The following is an 18707-nucleotide window of genomic DNA, read 5'->3' as shown; positions in this document are numbered from 1 at the left end:
CAGCGCGGACGGGGCTTGGGGAGGGCCTTACCCGCTGTACGCTCTGGCAGATGACCACGCTGAATCTCGACGACTTCTCCGATCTGATCGAGCGCCCCGACGGGGGCGTCCGGCGTGACGCCGAGGAACGCCGTGAGCGGCTGGCCGTGCCGGCCGGAGCGCTGGGGCGGCTCGACGAGCTCGCCGAGTGGCTCGCCGCCGCGCAGGGGCGGGTGCCCGTCCGTCCGATCGAGCGGCCCCGCGTCGTGCTGTTCGCCGCCGACCACGGGATCGCCGCCGAGGGGGTGTCCGCCCGCGCCGCCGGCAGTGCGCACGAGCTGGTGCGCTCCGTGCTCGACGGGAACAGCCCCGTCTCGATCCTCGCCGGGCGCCTCGGCGCCACCGTACGGATCGTGGACGCCGGCCTGGACTGCGAGCCCGGGCTGCTGCCGCAGGACGTGGTCCGCCATCGCGTACGCCGTGGCAGCGGGCGGATCGACATCGAGGACGCGCTCACCCTCGAGGAGGCCGACGCGGCCCTGCGGCTCGGGATGCGGATCGCCGACGAGGAGGCCGACTCCGGCACCGACCTCGTGGTCCTGGGGGACGTGAGCGTCGGGGGGACCACGGTCGCGGCGGTGCTCGTCGCCGCCCTGTGCGGAACCGATGCTTCTGTGGTCACCGGGCGCGGCGGGCTGCCCATCGACGACCTGACGTGGATGCGCAAGTGCGCGGCGATCCGCGACGCGCTGCGCCGGGCCCGCCCGGTCCTCGGCGACCAGGTGGCCCTGCTCGCGGCGGTCGGCGGCGCCGACGTGGCCGCGATCACCGGGTTCCTGCTCCAGTGCGCGGTCCGCCGTACGCCGGTCATCCTCGACGGCATCGTCTCGGCGGCCTGCGGGCTGGTGGCCCAGCGCGCCGCGTTCCGGGCCCCCGACTGGTGGCTGGCCGGGCAGGCAAGCGGCGAGCCGGGCCAGACGAAGGCCCTGGACCGGATGGCACTCAACCCGGTGCTCGACCACGGCGTCACTGTGGGAGAAGGAACCGGGGCATTGCTGGCTCTCCCCATGGTCCAGGCGGCCGCCGCACTCTCGGCGGAACTCCCGGAGCAGGCGGTCCGGCAGCCGGAGGAGCCGAAGGACTGAGCAACCGGTCGGCGGCGCCCCATATGATCGCGTTTCATGGGAGAGGCCCGCTTGACCAGCGCAGACATCGACCGGCCCGCACAGGCTGCCAAGGCAGCACAGGGATCCGGCAAGGACACGAACAGCAGGAAGGACGAAGGGGGCGGCCGCGAGACCGGCCGGGGGTCCGCCCGGGGGTCCGCCCGGTCACGGCGCAGCGCTGCGTTCGCGGTCTGGTACCTGCGCGCCGTCACCTTCGTCAATTTCCTCAGCGCGGTGTGGCTTTCGCTCGGGCAGGACCTGCGCCGGCACAACACCGCCGATTTCTACACCCCGTACCTGCTCACGGCGGGCTTCGCGTCCGGCCTGTTCTCACTGCTGCTCGCGGTCACCATGGGCCGCCGCAAGCGGGCCGCGTGGATCCTGAACCTGGTGCTCAGCGGCATGCTGCTGCTGGCCTTCGCCACCGCGGCCTTCGCCCCGTGCACCAGCGGCGATTTCAACCTCTGCTACCCGGAGTTCCGGGACCACACCCAGAACTGGGTCTCCCTCGCGCTGACCGCGGCCTTCGTCGGCGCCCTGCTGCTCGGCCGCCGGGAGTTCTACGCCAAGGGCGACCGCTCCAACCCCAAGCTGGCCACCATCGTCGGCGCCGTCGGCCTGCTGGTCACCTCGCTGCTCGCCGCGCTGATCGTCGGCTCCGCCAACACCGACCCGGACGCCGCCGACGCCACGTTCCTGGCCCGCTGGCGGTACGGCGTGATGCGGCTCATCACCCTGGAGCCCAACGCCCGCGACTACGCGGCGATCACCACGCCCGGCTGGGTGGACATCGTCATCAACGTCATGTCGACGCTGCTGCTGATCGCCGTGCTGCTCGCCGCCTTCCGCTCGCGCCGCGCCGTCGACCCGCTGACCGAGGAGGACGAGGAGAAGCTGCGCGCGCTGCTCGCCAAGCAGGGCGACCGCGACTCGCTCGGCTACTTCGCGCTGCGCCGCGAGAAGTCCGTCATCTGGTCCCCCACCGGCAAGGCCGCCGTCACGTACCGCGTCGTCGGCGGGGTCTCGCTGGCCTCCGGCGACCCGATCGGCGACCCCGAGGCATGGCCCGGCGCCATCGAGCCCTGGCTGGCCGAGGCCCGCGAGCACGGCTGGGTGCCGGCCGTGATGGGCGCGAGCGAGGAAGCCGGGCAGATCTACGCGCGGCACGGTCTGGACGCGCTGGAGCTGGGCGACGAGGCCATCGTCGAGACCGACGAGTTCACCCTGGAGGGCCGCGCCATGCGGACCGTCCGGCAGGCTTACAACCGCGTCAAGCGCGCCGGGTACACGGTCCGGATCCGCCGCCACGCCGACATCCCGGCCGAGGAGATGGACGTACTCCTCACCCGGGCCGACGACTGGCGCGACGGTGCGACCGAGCGCGGGTTCTCCATGGCGCTGGGCCGACTGGGCGATCCCGGCGACGGCCAGTGCGTGATGCTGGAGTGCACCGACGGCAACGGCGATCTGCGCGCCGTGCTGTCCTTCGTGCCGTGGGGCCCCAAGGGTCTGTCGCTGGACCTGATGCGCCGCGACCGCGATTCCGAGAACGGTCTGATGGAGTTCATGGTCATCGAACTCCTGGAACGCTCCAAGGAGATCGGCGTCACACAGGTCTCGCTCAACTTCGCGATGTTCCGTTCCGTCTTCGAGCGGGGGTCCAAGCTCGGCGCGGGTCCGGTGCTGCGCATGTGGCGCTCGCTGCTGAGCTTCTTCTCCCGCTGGTGGCAGATCGAGTCCCTCTACCGGGCCAACGCCAAATACCGGCCGATCTGGGAACCGCGGTTCATGCTCTTCGAGAAGAGCTCCGACCTGCTGCGGATCGGTATTGCGGCGGGCCGGGCCGAGGGCTTCCTGGAGGCTCCCGGGCTGCCGAAGTGGCTGAACCGCAGACATCTGGAGACCAATCGTTGACGGCGTGGACGACCACCCCCCTCCGGCGGTTCGCCCGCCGCGAGTGGGGGCCCTTGTTCTGGACCGTCCGGGACGCCCTCGTCCGCGACAAGTGGCGGGCCGCCCCGATGACGCTGGGGGCCGTCTGCCTGACGTCGGTCTTCCAGATCGTCCAGAACACGTCCTGGGGGTTCCAGCCGGTCCAGAACCTCGGGTCGGTCAAGGCCGTCGACCCGCTGTGGCTGGCCGTGCTGCGCACCCCGCTGTCCCTGTTCGTCCCCGCCCTCGACCTGCCCGTGTGGGGGGCCCTCGCCCAGATCCTGCTGGTCTTCGGGATCTCGGAGATCTGCATCGGCTGGTGGCGCACGCTGCTGATCGGCTACGTCGCCACCCTCGCCGGGACCACGTACGCGCGGATCGGGCTCTCGCTGGGCCCCGACCACCCCTTCGGCCTGCCGGTGTCCGACCGCGTCGTCAACGACACCGGCCCGTCGGCGGCGGTGGTCGGCCTCGCGATCTACGTGTGCTGGCGCTACCGGGCGTACCTGACCGGCGCCGCAGTGATCGTGGTGATGATCGGCGAGGTGCTGGTCAAGGACAACCTGGCGGGCAAGGAGCATCTCGCGGCCATCGCCGCCGTCATGGCGGTGTGCGTGGTCCGCGCGAAATGGGGCCCGGCACGCTCCCGCGCCCCCCTCGGCCGGCGCCCGCCCCCGGCCACCCCGCTGCCCCCGCAGCGTCCCGGCTTCTGACGCCGCCCGCCCGGCCGGAGGCAGGCCGTACCGTATCGGGGTGACGACAGACCTCGGGCCGTTCGCCCCCACCCGGCACTGGATGCGGACCCATCCGCTCGCCACCGATGCCGTTCTCGCGCTCGGGGCGCTCGTCTCCATGGTCGTCGGCTCGTTCGCCGATCCGCACGGCCCGCACGGGCCCACCTTCGGGACCCGGACCCCCGAGCCGTTCTCCCTGCTGCTGATCGTGCTGGGCGCGGCCGCGCTGGTGTTCCGGCGGCGGCACACCCGCACCGTGCTCGCCGTGACCATCGGGCTCTGCCTGCTGGAGCTGACCACCGGCGAGCCCCGGGCCCCCGTCGCCATGTCCACGGTGATCGCCCTGTACACGCTGGCCTCCCGCACCGACCGGCCCACCACCTGGCGGATCGCCCTGCTCACGATGGCCGGGCTGACGGGCGTGGCCATGCTGGCCGGCCCGCTGCCCTGGTACGCGCAGGAGAACATCGGCATCTTCGCCTGGACCGGGATGGCCGCGGCCGCCGGCGACGCGGTGCGCAGCCGGCGGGCGTTCGTCGACGCGATACGGGAGCGGGCCGAACGGGCCGAACGGACCCGCGAGGAGGAGGCCCGGCGGCGGGTCGCCGAGGAGCGGCTGCGGATCGCCCGCGACCTGCACGACGTGGTGGCCCATCACATCGCCCTGGTCAACGTGCAGGCGGGGGTGGCCGCGCACGTCATGGACAAGCGTCCCGACCAGGCCAAGGAGGCCCTGGCCCACGTACGGGACGCGAGCCGCTCGGCGCTGAACGAGCTGCGGGCCACGGTCGGCCTGCTGCGCCAGTCCGGCGACCCGGAGGCGCCGACCGAACCGGCGCCCGGGCTGGCCGTACTGGGCGAGCTGGTGGACACCTTCCGGCACGCCGGACTGCCGGTGAAGGTGATGGTCGAGCTGGGCCGGGAGCGGGACCCGCTGCCGGCCGCCGTGGACCTGGCGGCGTACCGGGTGATCCAGGAGGCCCTGACCAACGTGCGCAAGCACGCGGGCCCGGAGGTCCGGGCCGAGGTCAGCGTGGTCCGGGTCGGCCCCTCGGTGGAGGTGACCGTGCTGGACGACGGCGGCACCGCCGAGCTCCCCGCGGACGACGACGCGGGCGGCGGCCACGGGCTGCTCGGCATGCGCGAGCGGGCCACGGCACTGGGCGGCTCCTGCTTCGCCGGGCCCCGGTACGGGGGCGGCTACCGGGTGCACGCGGTCCTCCCGGTGGCCTAGGTGTATTGCCCCGGGAGTGTCGTCAGTCCTTGTCCTTGGGCGGACAGAACTGCCGCCAGACGCCCAGTTCGTACTTCTTCTGCAGCGAGCTGAGCTCCAGCTCCTGCGAGCGCCCGCACCACTGGCCGATCCGGCTCTCGTACTCCACGTGGAAGACGGCCTTGCCCGCCGCGATGAAGGGGGTGAGCCGCTCGCACTCGTCGTACTCGGCGCACTGCTCGTTGACCGCGAAGTCGAAGTCCCCCACCAGCTGCGGGATCTGGTCGAGGTCGTTCTTCAGCCCGACCGCGAGTCCCCGGTCGTGCGCCAGCTTCGCGATCAGCCGGTTGTACTTCAGCTGGTCGTCGGCGGTGAGCGGGAAGCCCGACTTGTTGCGGTAGCCGTCCATGTTGTCCGGCTCCACCGCGTCGAAGCCCTTGGCCCGGCACATGTCGAACCGCTTCGCGATCAGCGGCTCCAGCTCGGCCAGCCGCCGGATGTCCAGCCAGCGCTCGCCCTCCCAGCCGTTGCCCTCGCCGAGCATCGTCTTCGGGAAGGCCCCGGCGTCGGGGCGGAAGTCCTCCCAGGCGCCGGTGGACAGGTAGCAGACGGTCCGCCGGCCGGCCTTGTTCAGCTCGGCGACCTGCTCCCTGGTGGTGGTGAACCCGTCGACGTCGTACACCGCGGCCTTCACCGAGGTGTCCAGTTTCCCGGTCAGCTGCCACTGCCAGCTGACCCCGGGCTTCGGCTGCCAGCGCTCCCCCGGAGCCGGAGCGGGAGACAGGTCGTCCGGCTCGTCCGGCCGCTCGGTGGTGCAGGCGGCCAGCACGAGCAGCAGGAGCAGCGGCAGTGCGCGGCCGCGCCGGAGCGAGCGCGTCATCCGGTGGCCTCCAGGGCGTACGGGAGGGTCCCCCACGGGTGCGCACCGGTCCCGGGGACCGCGCAGTGCACTGCGGCCCCCCGCTGCCGGGCGAGCTCGGCGGCGGGCGCGCCGGGCGGGACCGCGTACACGAGGTGGCAGAACCGCTGGGCGGGGTGGTCGGCCGTCCAGGGCGGCACCGACGCGTCCCGGTAGGCGTCCCAGGGGCCCTCGAAGGTGACCAGCAGATCGGCGAGTCCGGCGTAGCCGGGGTGCGGGTGGACCCCGTGGTTGAGGACGACGGTACGGGCGCCGGCGGCCCGGGCGGCGACGGCGAGCCGCCCGTAGTGCGGCAGCAGTGCAGGATCGGCGGAGGCCTGGTCGAGGAAGGCCCCGTCGGCGCCGTACCAGTCGCGGTGGCGCAGCAGGTCCGCCACGACGGCGGCGTGCGGACGCCGCCCGTAGTCGGTGTCGGTGTAGCCGAGGACGGGCACCCCGGCGTCGCGCAGCCGCTCCGCGACGGCGGCGAACCGCTCGTCGGGGGCCTCGCCCGGCCCGCTGGCCGGGTTGAGGACCACCGAGTGCAGCCGGCCGGCGGAGCGGATCAGCAGCTCCCAGTCCTCGGGCCGGTCGGCGGGGTGCTCGTAGAGGGGCACCAGCAGCATGAGGTCCTTCTTCTTGTACGGGGTCACGTTGTACGGGTCCTGGAATCAGCGGTGGGCCGTCGCGCGGCCGAGGAGCAGGCAGACCAGCGTGCCCAGCGCTGCCGCGGCCGCACCGGCCACGACGAGCTGGACCAGCCGTGGCTGCCCCAGCCCCAGCAGCAGCGCCAGGCTCTGGGCGACGGCCGCCGAGGCGCAGACCACGGCCGCGGGCCGGACCGCCCCGAAGGACTGGAGCAGCAGCCCGGTCCACATGACGGCGCCGAGCAGCAGCAGGGTCGCGACCCGGACCACGGTCAGGCCCGGGGCTCCCGGCCAGAGCAGGGTGCCGACCAGTCCGAGGAGGAGCAGCACCGCCAGGTACGCGGCGAGGCAGCGGCCCAGCGTGCCGAGCATCCGCAGCCAGAACTGCCGGGGCGAGCGGGCCGCCCGCAGCCCGGCGAGGCTCCCGCTGCGAAACCGGTGGAGCAGCCATTCGGCGGGACCCATGCTGAGGGTGAGCGCCACCGCCGAGGGGGCGGCGACGGCCTCGGCGGGACCCCCGGCGAGCACCTCCCCCAGGGCGGCGTACAGCACCAGCAGGCCGGTCCCGAGGCCGAACACCCCGTACGGCACGGAGTCCCCGATGCGGGGTCCGCGCGGGCCGTACTCCTCCTCGGCGCCCCGCAGCATCCGCCAGCGCACCGGGCCCTCGCCGGGCCGGTGTCCGGCCCAGCCCCGGATCCGGCGCACGCCGGCCCGTACGCCCTCGGCCAGTGGCAGCTCCCGTACGGCGAGGGTGCAGGCGGCCAGCAGGGACACCAGCAGCAGGCCCACCCGTACGGGCAGGGGCGGGTCGGTGAACAGCGCGAGCAGCGACCCCGCGGCCATCGGAGCGAGCGCGGCGAGCAGCACCCGCTCCCGGCCGAGGACCAGCAGCACGGTGGCGGCCCCGACGTACAGGGCCTGCCCGGCGGCGAACGCGTACGAGAACGGCGGCCCGCCGGGCACGGTCAGAGCGGCTGCCATGCCGAGCAGGGCGCCGGCGGGGGCCCCGACGAGCAGGGTCCGCCCGGCGGCGGCCCGGTCGCCCAGGCCCATCCAGGAGTAGGCGCGGTGGGACAGGGTCTGGTCCCACACCCAGCCGATGAGCGCCCCGGCGAGCAGGGTCAGCGTGCCGGCGGGCAGCCCGAGCCGGTCCTGCGGGCCCTCCAGCAGCGGGGCGCCCAGCACGTACGCCAGACCGGGCAGCGCGAAGATCACCCCGCGGAGCAGGCAGGCGGTGAGGGAGACCTTCCAGGGGTCGGGGACGTGCTCCGGCTCCGGGAAGGCGCGGGGCACCCGGGCGTAGAGCTCCTCGGCGAGGCCGAAGGAGTCGTGGCGCCCGTAGGTGAGCCGGATGTGCTCGTCGGTCATCCCGTCGGATTCGAGGATGGCGGCGATCTCGTCGGGGTGGACGGCCGCCGCGATGAAGGGGCCGAGGCGGTCGGCGAGTTCCTCCATCGGGTCGCCTGCGGGGCCGGGGTCCCCCGGCCCGGTGTGCCGGGGCCGGGGGAGGGTGGGCAGGGTGTCGCCGCCGGGGACGCGCAGCCAGAGGGATCCGCTCACCACAGGCTCCCGTCGGCGGCGAGTTCGCGGTACCAGGGGTCGGCGACCCGCTGCGTCCAGTCGTCGCCCGCGCGAACGGGCGTGACGGGCTGCCCGGCTTGGGCGAGGCCGCGGTAGATGTGCCGGAAGCCGTCCACGGACTGGTGGAGCGTGAACTTCTCGATCACCCGCCGGCGGGAGCGCCGACCGAGTTCGGCGCGGCGTTCGTCGTCGCGGAGCAGCGCGAGGGTGGCGCGGGCCATGGTCTCCGGTTCGCGCGGCGGGACCACGAGCCCGGTGTCGCCGACGGCCTCCCGCACGCCGCCGACGTCGGTGGAGACGGTGGTGCGCCCGCAGGACATGGCCTCGATGATGCTGAAGGGGAAGCCCTCGCTGATGCTGGAGAGCATCACGACGCTGCCCGCCGCGTAGGCCCGGGCCACCTCCGCGATGCGGCCCTCGTACGAGATGCCGTCGCTCACCCCGAGTTCGGCGGCGAGCTTCTCCAGGCGGAGCTTGTACTCCTCGCAGCCGGCCGGGACCGGGCCGAACAGGCGCAGCCGCAGGGCGGGCATTTCCTCGCGCATGAACGCGTAGGCCCGGATGAGGGTTTCGAGGTCCTTGATCGGGTCGATGCGCCCGCACCAGCTGAGGGTGGGCACCTCGGGTTCGGGTCCGGCGTCGGGGAAGGCGTAGGGGTCGACGCCGTTGTAGACCGTGCGGATGCGGTCGGGGGCGGCGCCGCCGCGCTCCTCCCAGCGGCGGTTGTACTGGTTGCACGGGGTGATGAGGTCGGCCTGCCGGTAGCCCTCGGTGTTGAGCTCCCGGTAGAAGCCGAGCATCAGCGCCTTGACCGGCCAGCGCTGTTCGGCGGTGCGGTAGCCGAGGTAGCGCTCGCGCAGGTAGATGCCGTGCTCGGTGAGCAGGAAGGGCACCTGGTCGAGGTACTTGGCGGCGAGGGCCGGGAGCGTGGCGAGCCCGCTGCTGACGGCGTGCGCGACGCTGTCGGGCGGGATCCGTACGGAGAGCGGCCGCAGCGCGTGCTCGAGCAGGTCGGTGGCGGTGAGCGCGTCGTGGACGGTGGGCTCGGCGGCGGCGGTGACGAGGCCGGGGCGGGTCCACACGGTCATCAGCAGCCGCAGGACCGTTTCGGAGCGCAGGGCCGGGGCGAGGCGGCCGGCCCGGGCCAGGACGGCGAGTTCGTGCAGGGCCTCGGAGAATCCGCCGCGGTCGGGATCGAGGAGCGAGAGCAGGAAGGTTTCGTAGGTCTCTGTGAAGCGGCGGTGCGCCTTGCCCCGCAGGGCGGAGCGGCGGCTGCGGCCCGGCGGCGGTCCCCAGAGCGGGACGGCGGTGTGCCGGTAGACGTTGCGCGGCAGCTCCCAGGTGACCGGCTCGCGCCCGGAGCCGGTCAGGGCTATGACGTTGAAGTCGACCTCCGGCATCCCGCGTACCAGCTGGTCGCACCAGGTGCTGACTCCCCCGTGGACGTGCGGATAGGTGCCTTCGGTGAGCATGGTGACATGACGCCCATGGCTCATGCGCGTGTCCCCCCAGGACGGAAAAGGGGCCGGCGCCCGTGGTGTGCGGAGCGCCGGCGCTGGTGGTACTGGCGTCGGAGTGACGCGGTGGTCAGCTGGGCAGCTTGAGCGTGACCGCGCTCTGCAGCAGCTCGGGCGCGGTCCACGCCGAGCGGTTGCCCGCGTAGGCGGTGCCGAAGTCGGCGGTGCCCAGCAGGAGCTGCTTCTTGGTGCCGGTGGGTGCGGTCATCGGGGCGACGATCCCGGAGGGCGCCTTGACGGTGACGGCGGTCCCGATGCGGTAGGCGGTGACCTGGTTGTTGGCGACGGCCTTGTCCCAGGCGGCCCGGCGGCTCAGCTCGACCCCGGTGTCCTTCATGCTCTGGTTCACGATCGGGGCGCTGGGCGCGTAGAGCGCGCGGTAGCTGTCGAGGACCTGGTCGAGCACCGGGTAGAGGGTGCGGTCCTCGGCGAGGTTGGACTGGTGGACGTAGTGCGGACGCGGGTCGTTGGCCAGGACGTGGCGCAGGGCGGTCCGCGCCTCGGCCGGGACGATGTAGTCCAGGTAGCCGGTGGTGGTGTTGAGCGGGGCCGGGAGGCAGGTGGAGGTCGCGGGGTTGTCCTCGCAGACTCCGCTGCCGCCGGCGGCGCGGCTGGTGTAGATCCAGTTGTACTCGTCGGCCATCTCCGCGTTGGTGCCCGTGTTGTAGTACACGTTCATCGGGTAGCGGGGGACGGTCAGGGCGGCGCCGACCGCGCGCTGTGCGGGCTCGCGCGAGTTGTCGCTGCCCGCCCACTTGACCCCGTTGTCGGCGAGCGCGCCCGCCAGGTTGGGGTTGTCCTGGGCCTGCTGCGGCAGGGTCTTGAGGCCGGAGTGCTCGCCGGTGACGAGCTCGGTGCGGTCGGTGGTGATGCCCTTGGCGGCGGCCCAGTTGTTGTTGTCGCGGATCTGGGCGGAGATGTCGGCCCGGCTCATCCAGTTGATCGCGCCCGCGCTGTTCTTCGTACAGGTCCACGGGATGGTGGCGGTGTTCTGGACGCAGCCGAGGAAGGGGTGCGTGTACGTGTGGTTCATCCAGCGGTACTTGGCCCGGTCGGCGACGAGCTGTGCGGTGAGGGCGTCGGTGCCGCCGTTCTCGGCCTTCCATTCCTCGCCGGCGCCGGCGTTGAAGAGGAGGTCGAGTTTGAAGTTCTTGCCCGTCTGCCACTGCGCCGCGTACTGGGCGTCGGCGGCGGTCATGCGGATGGTGCTCTCCTTGCCCTCGCCGCCCGCACAGGCGTAGTCGCCGGGCGTGCAGTTGAGGTCCTTGCTCCAGCGGGCGTCCGGGGCGAAGACGTCGTCGACGTGGACCGCGAAGTAGCTGCGGCTCTGGCCGAGGTGGACCCCCTGGGTGAGCCAGTCGACGATGCCGCGGGCCAGCAGCCGGAACTGCTGCTGGTACTGGTTGTAGCCGAAGGTGACGACCAGTTCGCTGCGTCCGTCGTGCGTGTACTCGCCGACGAGCGAGGCCCGGCCGCCGGCGACGGGTGCGTCGAGGTAGCTGGTGTAGCCGGCCCGCGGCTTGCCCATGAACCCGTAGCTCTCCGGAATCAGGGTGGAGTTGTCCTCGAAGGCGACTTGACCGGTGAGGTAGTTGAAGGGGCCCGCCTTGCCGGCGGCGGTGACGGCGGCCTGGGTGCCGTCGAGCTGCCCGCTGAAGCCGCCGTTGTCCGTGTACTCGAGGCCCACGCCGGGGTGGGCCCAGGTGTACGCGTCGACCTGGCGGATGTTGTACGCCGTCTCGTACGCGGTGAGCGCGGCCATCTCGGCCGAGCCCTCGCCGAACGGGTTCTCGTTCGGCAGCACGACGCCCTGGTACTTGGCGCGCGGCCGGCCGTCGACCGTATCGCTGAGGAATGCGGCGTTGATCACCGGGCGGCCGGAGCCGCCCAGCAGGACACGCGTGTAGGGGACTCCGGTGTCCCGGAGTTCCGCGGTGATCGCCTCGACCGAGCTGCCGCCGTCGTCGACGACGAGCACCTTCAGGTCGATGCGCGGTGTCACGGCCGCCTGTGCGGTCGCAGCGGGCATTGCCACGGACATCAGCGCTGCCACCGCCATTGCGGCGGCAGCCCTGTTCATCCGGTTCTTGTTGACCATTTCGGCCTTTCCCCCCGCAGGCATCACTCGACAGCGGCCCTATGGCGGTCGGCCGGGCCGAGGAGGCTCTGTGGAAATCATGCAAAGGGACCCCGCGTCCCCTTGCGAGAGTGGCTCGAGTCTCTCGGACCTCGTCAGGTCTAAAGGGCAAACCTGGTCCGGAAGCCACGGATGGGTGAACCGGGCACCGGCTTGATCGAACAACTTGCCAAACCTTCGAGTGGCGTACGGACCAGCCGGTACGCGTAGGCTCATTTCTGGCGGCCGTCGGGCCGGAATACGATCGCTACGGATGGCCGTCCACCCACTCGGCCCACTACACAAACGGAAGCGAGACTTCACCACCGTGACTGCTCTGACTCTCAGCACTGCCGGCGCGGCGACGCTGCGCGCCGACGCCCTCGTGGTCGGCGTGGCGAAGGGCCCCAAGGGCCCGGTCGTCGCCGCAGGCGCCGAGGCCGTGGACAAGGCGTACGACGGAAAGCTCGCCGCTGTGCTCGACGCACTCGGCGCCTCCGGCGCCGAAGGCGAGACCACCAAGCTGCCTGCGCCGGACGGCCTGAAGGTCCCGGTCGTGCTGGCGGTCGGACTCGGCCCCGTCCCCGAGAAGGACGAGTCGTTCGACGAGGAGGCCCTGCGCCGCGCCGCCGGCGCCGCCGCCCGTGCGCTGCACGGCACGAAGAAGGCCGCCTTCGCCCTCCCCCTGGACGACGCCTCCGCCGTCACGGCCGTCGCCGAGGGCGCGCTGCTGGGCGCGTACGCGTTCACCGCCTACCAGGGCGGCGAGAAGAAGGGCTCCGGCAAGAACGGCGGCCCGAAGCAGCCGCTCGCCGAGGTCGCCCTGCTGGGTGCCAAGCCGCGCGACAAGGAGCACAAGGCCGCCGCCGAACGCGCCACGGTCGTCGCGACCGAGGTCAACATCGCCCGCGACCTGATCAACACCCCGCCGAACGACCTCACCCCCGAGGCCTTCGCCGCCGTCGCGTCCGCGACCGCCAAGGAGCACGGGATCAAGGTCCAGGTCCTGGACGAGAAGGCGCTGACCAAGGGCGGCTTCGGCGGCATCATGGGCGTCGGCAAGGGCTCCGAGAACCCGCCGCGCCTGGTGAAGATCGCCTACACCCACCCCAAGGCGGAGAAGCACCTGGCCTTCGTCGGCAAGGGCATCACCTACGACTCGGGCGGCATCTCCCTGAAGCCGGCCGGCCACAACGAGACGATGAAGTGCGACATGTCCGGCGCCGCCGCCGTGTTCGCCTCCGTCGTGGCCGTGGCCAAGCTCGGCCTCGAGGTCAACGTCACCGGCTGGCTCGCGCTCGCCGAGAACATGCCCTCCGGCTCCGCCACCCGCCCCGGCGACGTGCTGCGCATGTACAGCGGCAAGACCGTCGAGGTCCTGAACACCGACGCCGAGGGCCGCCTCGTCCTCGGCGACGCGCTGACCAAGGCCTCCGAGGACAACCCGGACGCGATCGTCGACGTCGCCACCCTGACCGGCGCGATGGTGATGGCCCTGGGTAACCGGACCTTCGCGATCATGGCCAACGACGACGCCTTCCGCACCGCGATCCACGAGATCGCCGAGGAGGTCGGCGAGGCCTCCTGGCCGATGCCGCTCCCCGCGGACCTGCGCAAGGGCATGGACTCCCCCACCGCCGACATCGCCAACATGGGCGAGCGCATGGGCGGCGGCCTGGTGGCCGGCCTCTTCCTGCAGGAGTTCGTCGGCGAGGGCATCGCCTGGGCGCACCTCGACATCGCGGGCCCGGCCTTCCACGAGGGCGCCCCGTACGGCTACACCCCCAAGGGCGGCACCGGCTCGGCCGTGCGCACCCTGGTGCGGCTGGCCGAGCGTACGGCCACGGGCGACCTGGGCTGACGTACCTCACATACGGCGCGTACCACGCGTAAGGCGTGCCGTTTGACGCGTGATGTGTGACGCGTGACGCACCCCGGGGCCTCGAAGATCAGCCGATCGAGGCCCCGGGGTCGTTCACCCCCAACGAAATCCGTAGGTTTCTACGCCTCGGTAACCCCTGCTTCGGGCAGAAGGACCTGCCACAGTCCGGGCCCGGCGTCCCGCGTTCCCCCGACAAATGCGAAGATGGGTTCTCGGCAGGACAGGGCCCCCACCACAGGGCCGAAGAAACAAGCGGCCGTATACCAGCCGCCGCCCGGTCACAGAGGACCGGTGCTCGGCGCACATGCATGGAGGACGTGACGTGGCGAACGACGCCAGCACCGTTTTCGACCTAGTGATCCTCGGCGGCGGCAGTGGCGGTTACGCCGCGGCTCTGCGCGCATCCCAGCTGGGTCTGGACGTTGCCCTGATCGAGAAGAACAAGCTCGGCGGCACCTGCCTGCACAACGGCTGCATCCCCACGAAGGCGCTGCTCCACGCGGGCGAGATCGCGGACCAGGCGCGCGAAGCCGCCCAGTTCGGTGTGAAGGCCACCTTCGAGGGCATCGACATCGCGGGTGTGCAGAAGTACAAGGACGAGGTCATCTCGGGCCTGTACAAGGGCCTGCAGGGCCTGGTCGCCTCCCGCAAGGTGACGTACATCGAGGGTGAGGGCCGCCTTTCCTCGCCGACCTCCGTCGACGTGAACGGCCGGCGCATCCAGGGCCGCCACATCCTGCTGGCGACCGGCTCCGTGCCGAAGTCGCTGCCGGGCCTGAACATCGACGGCAACCGCATCATCTCCTCGGACCACGCGCTGGTCCTGGACCGCGTCCCCGAGTCGGCCATCGTCCTGGGCGGCGGCGTCATCGGCGTCGAGTTCGCCTCGGCGTGGAAGTCCTTCGGCTCCGACATCACCGTGATCGAGGGCCTCAAGCACCTCGTCCCGGTCGAGGACGAGAACAGCTCGAAGCTCCTCGAGCGCGCGTTCCGCAAGCGCGGCATCAAGTTCAACCTCGGCACCTTCTTCGACAAGGCCGAGTACACCGAGACCGGCGTGCGCGTCACGCTGGCCGACGGCAAGACCTTCGAGGCCGAGGTGCTGCTGGTCGCCGTCGGCCGCGGCCCGGTCTCGCAGGGCCTCGGCTACGAGGAGCAGGGCGTCGCGATGGACCGCGGCTACGTCCTGGTCGACGAGTACATGCAGACCAACGTGCCGACGATCTCGGCCGTCGGTGACCTCGTCCCGACCCTGCAGCTCGCGCACGTCGGCTTCGCCGAGGGCATCCTGGTCGCGGAGCGTCTGGCCGGTCTGAAGACCGTCCCGATCGACTACGACGGCGTTCCGCGCGTCACGTACTGCCACCCCGAGGTCGCTTCCGTCGGCATCACCGAGGCCAAGGCCAAGGAGATCTACGGTGCGGACAAGGTCGTGGCCCTGAAGTACAACCTTGCGGGCAACGGCAAGAGCAAGATCCTGAAGACCGCGGGCGAGATCAAGCTCGTCCAGGTCAAGGACGGTGCCGTGGTCGGCGTCCACATGGTCGGTGACCGGATGGGCGAGCAGGTCGGCGAGGCCCAGCTGATCTACAACTGGGAGGCCCTGCCGGCCGAGGTCGCGCAGCTCATCCACGCGCACCCGACCCAGAACGAGGCGCTCGGCGAGGCCCACCTGGCCCTGGCCGGCAAGCCGCTTCACTCCCACGACTAATCGTCCCGGGCGCGACGACCACTTCCGCACTTTCGTAAGGAGCAACAGAAACCATGTCGGTTTCCGTAACCCTTCCGGCGCTCGGCGAGAGCGTCACTGAGGGCACTGTCACCCGCTGGCTGAAGGCCGAGGGCGAGCGCGTCGAGGCCGACGAGCCGCTGCTCGAGGTCTCGACCGACAAGGTCGACACCGAGATCCCGTCGCCCGTCTCCGGCATCCTGGCGTCCATCAAGGTCGCCGAGGACGAGACCGTCGAGGTCGGCGCCGAGCTGGCCGTCATCGACGACGGCTCCGGCGCGCCGGCTGCCGCCGAGGCCCAGACCGTCGTCGCCGAGGTTCCGGCGCCGGCTCCGGTCGCCGAGGCTCCCGCGGCCCCGGCCCCGGTCGCCGAGGCTCCGGCCGCCGCCGCTGCGCCCGCCGCGTCCGGCACGGACGTCGTTCTCCCCGCCCTGGGCGAGAGCGTCACCGAGGGCACCGTCACCCGCTGGCTGAAGCAGGTCGGCGAGTCCGTCGAGGCCGACGAGCCGCTGCTCGAGGTCTCCACGGACAAGGTCGACACCGAGATCCCCGCGCCGGTCTCCGGCACGCTGCTGGAGATCCGGATCAACGAGGACGAGACCGCCGAGGTCGGCACCGTCCTGGCCGTCATCGGCGCCGCCGGTGCCGCCCCGGCCGCCGCCCCGGCCCCGGTCGCGGCTGCCCCGGTTGCCGCCCCGGCCCCGGTTGCCGCTGCTCCCGTTGCCGCTCCGGCTCCGGTCGCGGCTGCTCCGGTCGCCGCTCCGGCTCCGGTTGCCGCCGCTCCGGTCGCCGCTCCGGCCCCGGTCGCGGCTGCTCCGGTCGCCGCTCCGGCCCCGGTCGCCGCTGCTCCGGTCGCCGCTCCCGCCGCCGCGGTCCCCGCCGGTGACGAGGGCGCGTACGTGACCCCGCTGGTGCGCAAGCTCGCATCGGAGTCCGGCGTCAACCTGGCCGCGGTCTCGGGCACCGGCGTCGGTGGCCGTATCCGCAAGCAGGACGTCCTGGCCGCCGCCGAGGCCGCCAAGGCCGCCGCTGCCGCCCCGGCTCCGGCTGCTGCCGCCCCCGCCGCCAAGGCTCCGGCCGCCGCGGTGTCGGAGCTGCGTGGCCAGACCGTCAAGATGACCCGCATGCGCAAGGTCATCGGCGACAACATGATGAAGGCGCTGCACTCGCAGGCTCAGCTCAGCTCCGTGGTCGAGGTGGACATCACCAAGATCATGAAGCTCCGCGAGCAGGCCAAGGCGTCCTTCCTGGCCCGCGAGGGCGTCAAGCTCTCGCCGATGCCGTTCTTCGTCAAGGCCGCCGCCCAGGCGCTGAAGGCCCACGCGGTCGTCAACGCCCGGATCAACGACGACGAGGGCACCATCACCTACTTCGACTCGGAGAACATCGGCATCGCCGTGGACTCCGAGAAGGGCCTGATGACCCCGGTCATCAAGGGTGCCGGTGACCTCAACCTGGCGGGCATCTCCAAGGCGACCGCCGACCTGGCCTCCAAGGTCCGCGGCAACAAGATCACGCCGGACGAGCTGTCGGGCGCGACCTTCACCATCAGCAACACCGGCTCGCGCGGTGCGCTGTTCGACACGGTCATCGTGCCCCCGAACCAGGTCGCCATCCTGGGCATCGGTGCCACGGTCAAGCGCCCGATGGTCATCGAGACCCCCGAGGGCACCGTCATCGGCGTCCGCGACATGACGTACCTGACCCTGTCCTACGACCACCGCCTGGTGGACGGCGCGGACGCGGCCCGGTACCTCTCGGCCGTCAAGGCGATCCTCGAGGCCGGCGAGTTCGAGGTCGAGCTCGGCCTCTGAGGCTGACGCCTCATCGGCAGAACGCCACGCACGGCGCCGCCGCCCGGAACCACTTCGGGCGGGGGCGCCGTCGTCATACCCTGGTGGGTCCATGTGTGACATCTCGGGGGGCGTCGTATGGCACGGGCACGGGCACAGGTGACGGATCTTGTCGTGGTACTGCCGGGCATCACGGGCAGCCGCCTGGCGGACGCCGACGGCACGGCGGTCTGGGACCTGTCCGGCGCCGCCCTGTTACGCGGCCTGCAGACCTTCGGCCGCTCCGTGACGGCCCTGCGCCTCCCGAAGGACATCGGCGACGGGGACCCGGGCGACGGGGTCGTCCCCGTGGGCCTGATGCCCGATCTGCACGCCCTCCCCGGCATCTGGCACCCGGTGGACGGCTACACGGACCTGCTGCGCTGGCTGGAGCGGCACTTCACCCTGTCCGTGGCGGACAACCTCCTCACCTTCCCGTACGACTGGCGTCTGTCCTGCCGGTACAACGCGGAGCGGCTGAAGGGCCGCATCGACCTGGAGCTGGAGCGCTGGCGGGCCTCGGCCCCCGAACGCCGCGAGGCCCGGGTGGTCTTCCTCTGCCACTCGCTGGGCGGGCTGGTGGCCCGGCACTACGTGGAGCGCCTCGGCGGCCACGAGATCACCCGCCGCCTGATCACCATGGGCACCCCGCACCAAGGCTCCGTGGAAGCCCTGGCCAACCTGGTCAACGGCAGCTGCCCGGCGGGCCCGGACCTCGGCGCGTTCGCCCGCAGCCTGCCGTCCCTGCACCAGCTGGCCCCCGACTACGCGTGCGTGACGGGGCCTCAGGGTCTCGCGTACGCCCGCGACCTGCCGGGCCTGCCGGGCGTGGACGCGGCGCTGCTGGCGGACGCGGCCCGCTTCCACGCGGACCTGCGCAGCGCCCCGCCGCGGGCCGAACTGCACGCGGTCGCCGGCGTCGGCCAGCCCACGGCGGCGAGCGCCTCGTACGCGGACGACCGCCTGACGCTCCTGCCGGAGCTCGGCGGCGCCGCCGGGGGCGGCGACGGCACGGTCCCGCACCTCGCGGCCCTCCCGGCGGACGCGCACGGCGGGGGCTGCGCGGTGACCGAGTCCTTCACGCCGTACGAGCAGCACGGCTCCCTGCACCACAACCGGGGTGTCCGGGACGCCCTGTGGGGCCTCCTGGGCCACACGCCCCCGCCCCGCCGGCGCGAGCACCCCGCCGCGGCCCGCCTGGGTGTGCAGGCACCCGCCGTGCTGGCGGCCGGAGCACCGTACGAGGTCACGGTCACGGCCCCCGACGCGGATCTGCGGCTCACGGCGGAACTGCGCCCGGCGGACGGCAGCCGGCCGACGGCCCGCACCCTGCGCAGTCTGGGCGGCGGCCGCTACGCCGCCGCGTTCCCGCCGCCCCAGCCGGGCGCGTACCGCCTGTCGGTGGGCCGGGTCACGGCTCTGGGCGTCGTGCTTGTTACCAGCCTCACCCAACGGCCCTGACCAGGAACGCATCCCAG

General features: G+C 72.4%; 13 protein-coding genes. 8 read left to right on the top strand and 5 right to left on the bottom strand.

Features of this window, described 5'->3' with window-relative positions:
• Positions 1–50 precede the first annotated feature (50 nt).
• The 4 genes from cobT (at position 51) to OHT74_RS27390 (ending at position 5045) form a co-directional block, all read left to right on the top strand.
• Positions 51–1124 (top strand): nicotinate-nucleotide--dimethylbenzimidazole phosphoribosyltransferase, encoded by a 1074-nt coding sequence (gene cobT / locus OHT74_RS27405; RefSeq protein ID WP_328621696.1) that lies wholly within the window; start codon positions 51–53, stop codon positions 1122–1124.
• 36 nt (positions 1125–1160) lie between these two features.
• On the top strand, positions 1161–3059 hold the full coding sequence (locus OHT74_RS27400) for a phosphatidylglycerol lysyltransferase domain-containing protein (protein ID WP_328621695.1): 1899 nt from the start codon (positions 1161–1163) through the stop codon (positions 3057–3059).
• The gene (locus OHT74_RS27395; RefSeq protein ID WP_328621694.1) at positions 3056–3790 is read left to right on the top strand and encodes a hypothetical protein; all 735 of its coding nucleotides are present in this window, start codon (positions 3056–3058) and stop codon (positions 3788–3790) included. The genes OHT74_RS27400 and OHT74_RS27395 overlap by 4 nt, the downstream gene beginning before the upstream one ends.
• 82 nt (positions 3791–3872) lie before the next feature.
• Positions 3873–5045 (top strand): sensor histidine kinase, encoded by a 1173-nt coding sequence (locus OHT74_RS27390; protein WP_328623404.1) that lies wholly within the window; start codon positions 3873–3875, stop codon positions 5043–5045.
• Between the two features lie 22 nt (positions 5046–5067).
• On the opposite strand, the gene OHT74_RS27385 is transcribed toward OHT74_RS27390, so the two are convergent.
• From OHT74_RS27385 to OHT74_RS27365, 5 genes are all read right to left on the bottom strand, one after another.
• Entirely contained in the window at positions 5068–5904 is an 837-nt protein-coding gene (locus OHT74_RS27385; RefSeq protein WP_328621693.1) for an endo alpha-1,4 polygalactosaminidase, read from the bottom strand.
• Complete coding sequence (locus OHT74_RS27380; protein ID WP_266673102.1) at positions 5901–6548, bottom strand: spherulation-specific family 4 protein; 648 nt, start codon at positions 6546–6548, stop codon at positions 5901–5903. Before OHT74_RS27380 ends, OHT74_RS27385 begins: the two co-directional genes overlap by 4 nt.
• A 45-nt stretch (positions 6549–6593) precedes the next feature.
• Positions 6594–8132: a hypothetical protein gene (locus OHT74_RS27375; protein WP_328621692.1), complete on the bottom strand. Its 1539-nt coding sequence runs from the start codon at positions 8130–8132 to the stop codon at positions 6594–6596.
• Positions 8129–9649: a GT4 family glycosyltransferase PelF gene (gene pelF / locus OHT74_RS27370; protein WP_328621691.1), complete on the bottom strand. Its 1521-nt coding sequence runs from the start codon at positions 9647–9649 to the stop codon at positions 8129–8131. Before pelF ends, OHT74_RS27375 begins: the two co-directional genes overlap by 4 nt.
• Positions 9650–9740: 91 nt before the next feature.
• Positions 9741–11768: a hypothetical protein gene (locus OHT74_RS27365; RefSeq protein ID WP_328621690.1), complete on the bottom strand. Its 2028-nt coding sequence runs from the start codon at positions 11766–11768 to the stop codon at positions 9741–9743.
• Positions 11769–12114: 346 nt separating this feature from the next.
• Between OHT74_RS27365 and OHT74_RS27360 the strand changes: the two genes are divergently transcribed.
• The 4 genes from OHT74_RS27360 (at position 12115) to OHT74_RS27345 (ending at position 18690) form a co-directional block, all read left to right on the top strand.
• Entirely contained in the window at positions 12115–13647 is a 1533-nt protein-coding gene (locus OHT74_RS27360; RefSeq protein ID WP_266667709.1) for a leucyl aminopeptidase, read from the top strand.
• A 343-nt stretch (positions 13648–13990) separates the two neighbouring features.
• Positions 13991–15379, top strand: coding sequence for a dihydrolipoyl dehydrogenase (gene lpdA / locus OHT74_RS27355; RefSeq protein WP_266667707.1), 1389 nt, complete (start codon positions 13991–13993; stop codon positions 15377–15379).
• 53 nt (positions 15380–15432) lie between these two features.
• Positions 15433–17211, top strand: a complete 1779-nt coding sequence (gene sucB, locus OHT74_RS27350) for a 2-oxoglutarate dehydrogenase, E2 component, dihydrolipoamide succinyltransferase (protein ID WP_328621689.1) — start codon at positions 15433–15435, stop codon at positions 17209–17211.
• Between the two features lie 117 nt (positions 17212–17328).
• Positions 17329–18690 carry a lipase/acyltransferase domain-containing protein gene (locus OHT74_RS27345; protein WP_328621688.1) on the top strand — a complete coding sequence of 454 codons (1362 nt, stop codon included), beginning with the start codon at positions 17329–17331 and terminating at the stop codon, positions 18688–18690.
• The last annotated feature ends 17 nt before the right edge of the window (positions 18691–18707 follow it).

This window comes from Streptomyces sp. NBC_00354, assembly GCF_036106915.1.
In the GTDB taxonomy this organism is placed as follows: domain Bacteria; phylum Actinomycetota; class Actinomycetes; order Streptomycetales; family Streptomycetaceae; genus Streptomyces.
The sequence above is the reverse complement of the archived record's forward strand: the minus strand, read 5'-3'. Positions and strand labels throughout refer to the sequence as shown.

Coding starts and splice junctions, on each gene's coding strand:
- OHT74_RS27380 (WP_266673102.1), bottom strand. CDS start 6,548: ATGCTGCTGGTGCCCCTCTACGAGCACCCCGCCGACCGGCCCGAGGAC.
- OHT74_RS27365 (WP_328621690.1), bottom strand. CDS start 11,768: ATGGTCAACAAGAACCGGATGAACAGGGCTGCCGCCGCAATGGCGGTG.
- OHT74_RS27385 (WP_328621693.1), bottom strand. CDS start 5,904: ATGACGCGCTCGCTCCGGCGCGGCCGCGCACTGCCGCTGCTCCTGCTG.
- OHT74_RS27390 (WP_328623404.1), top strand. CDS start 3,873: ATGCGGACCCATCCGCTCGCCACCGATGCCGTTCTCGCGCTCGGGGCG.
- pelF (WP_328621691.1), bottom strand. CDS start 9,649: ATGAGCCATGGGCGTCATGTCACCATGCTCACCGAAGGCACCTATCCG.
- OHT74_RS27345 (WP_328621688.1), top strand. CDS start 17,329: ATGGCACGGGCACGGGCACAGGTGACGGATCTTGTCGTGGTACTGCCG.
- cobT (WP_328621696.1), top strand. CDS start 51: ATGACCACGCTGAATCTCGACGACTTCTCCGATCTGATCGAGCGCCCC.
- OHT74_RS27400 (WP_328621695.1), top strand. CDS start 1,161: ATGGGAGAGGCCCGCTTGACCAGCGCAGACATCGACCGGCCCGCACAG.
- sucB (WP_328621689.1), top strand. CDS start 15,433: ATGTCGGTTTCCGTAACCCTTCCGGCGCTCGGCGAGAGCGTCACTGAG.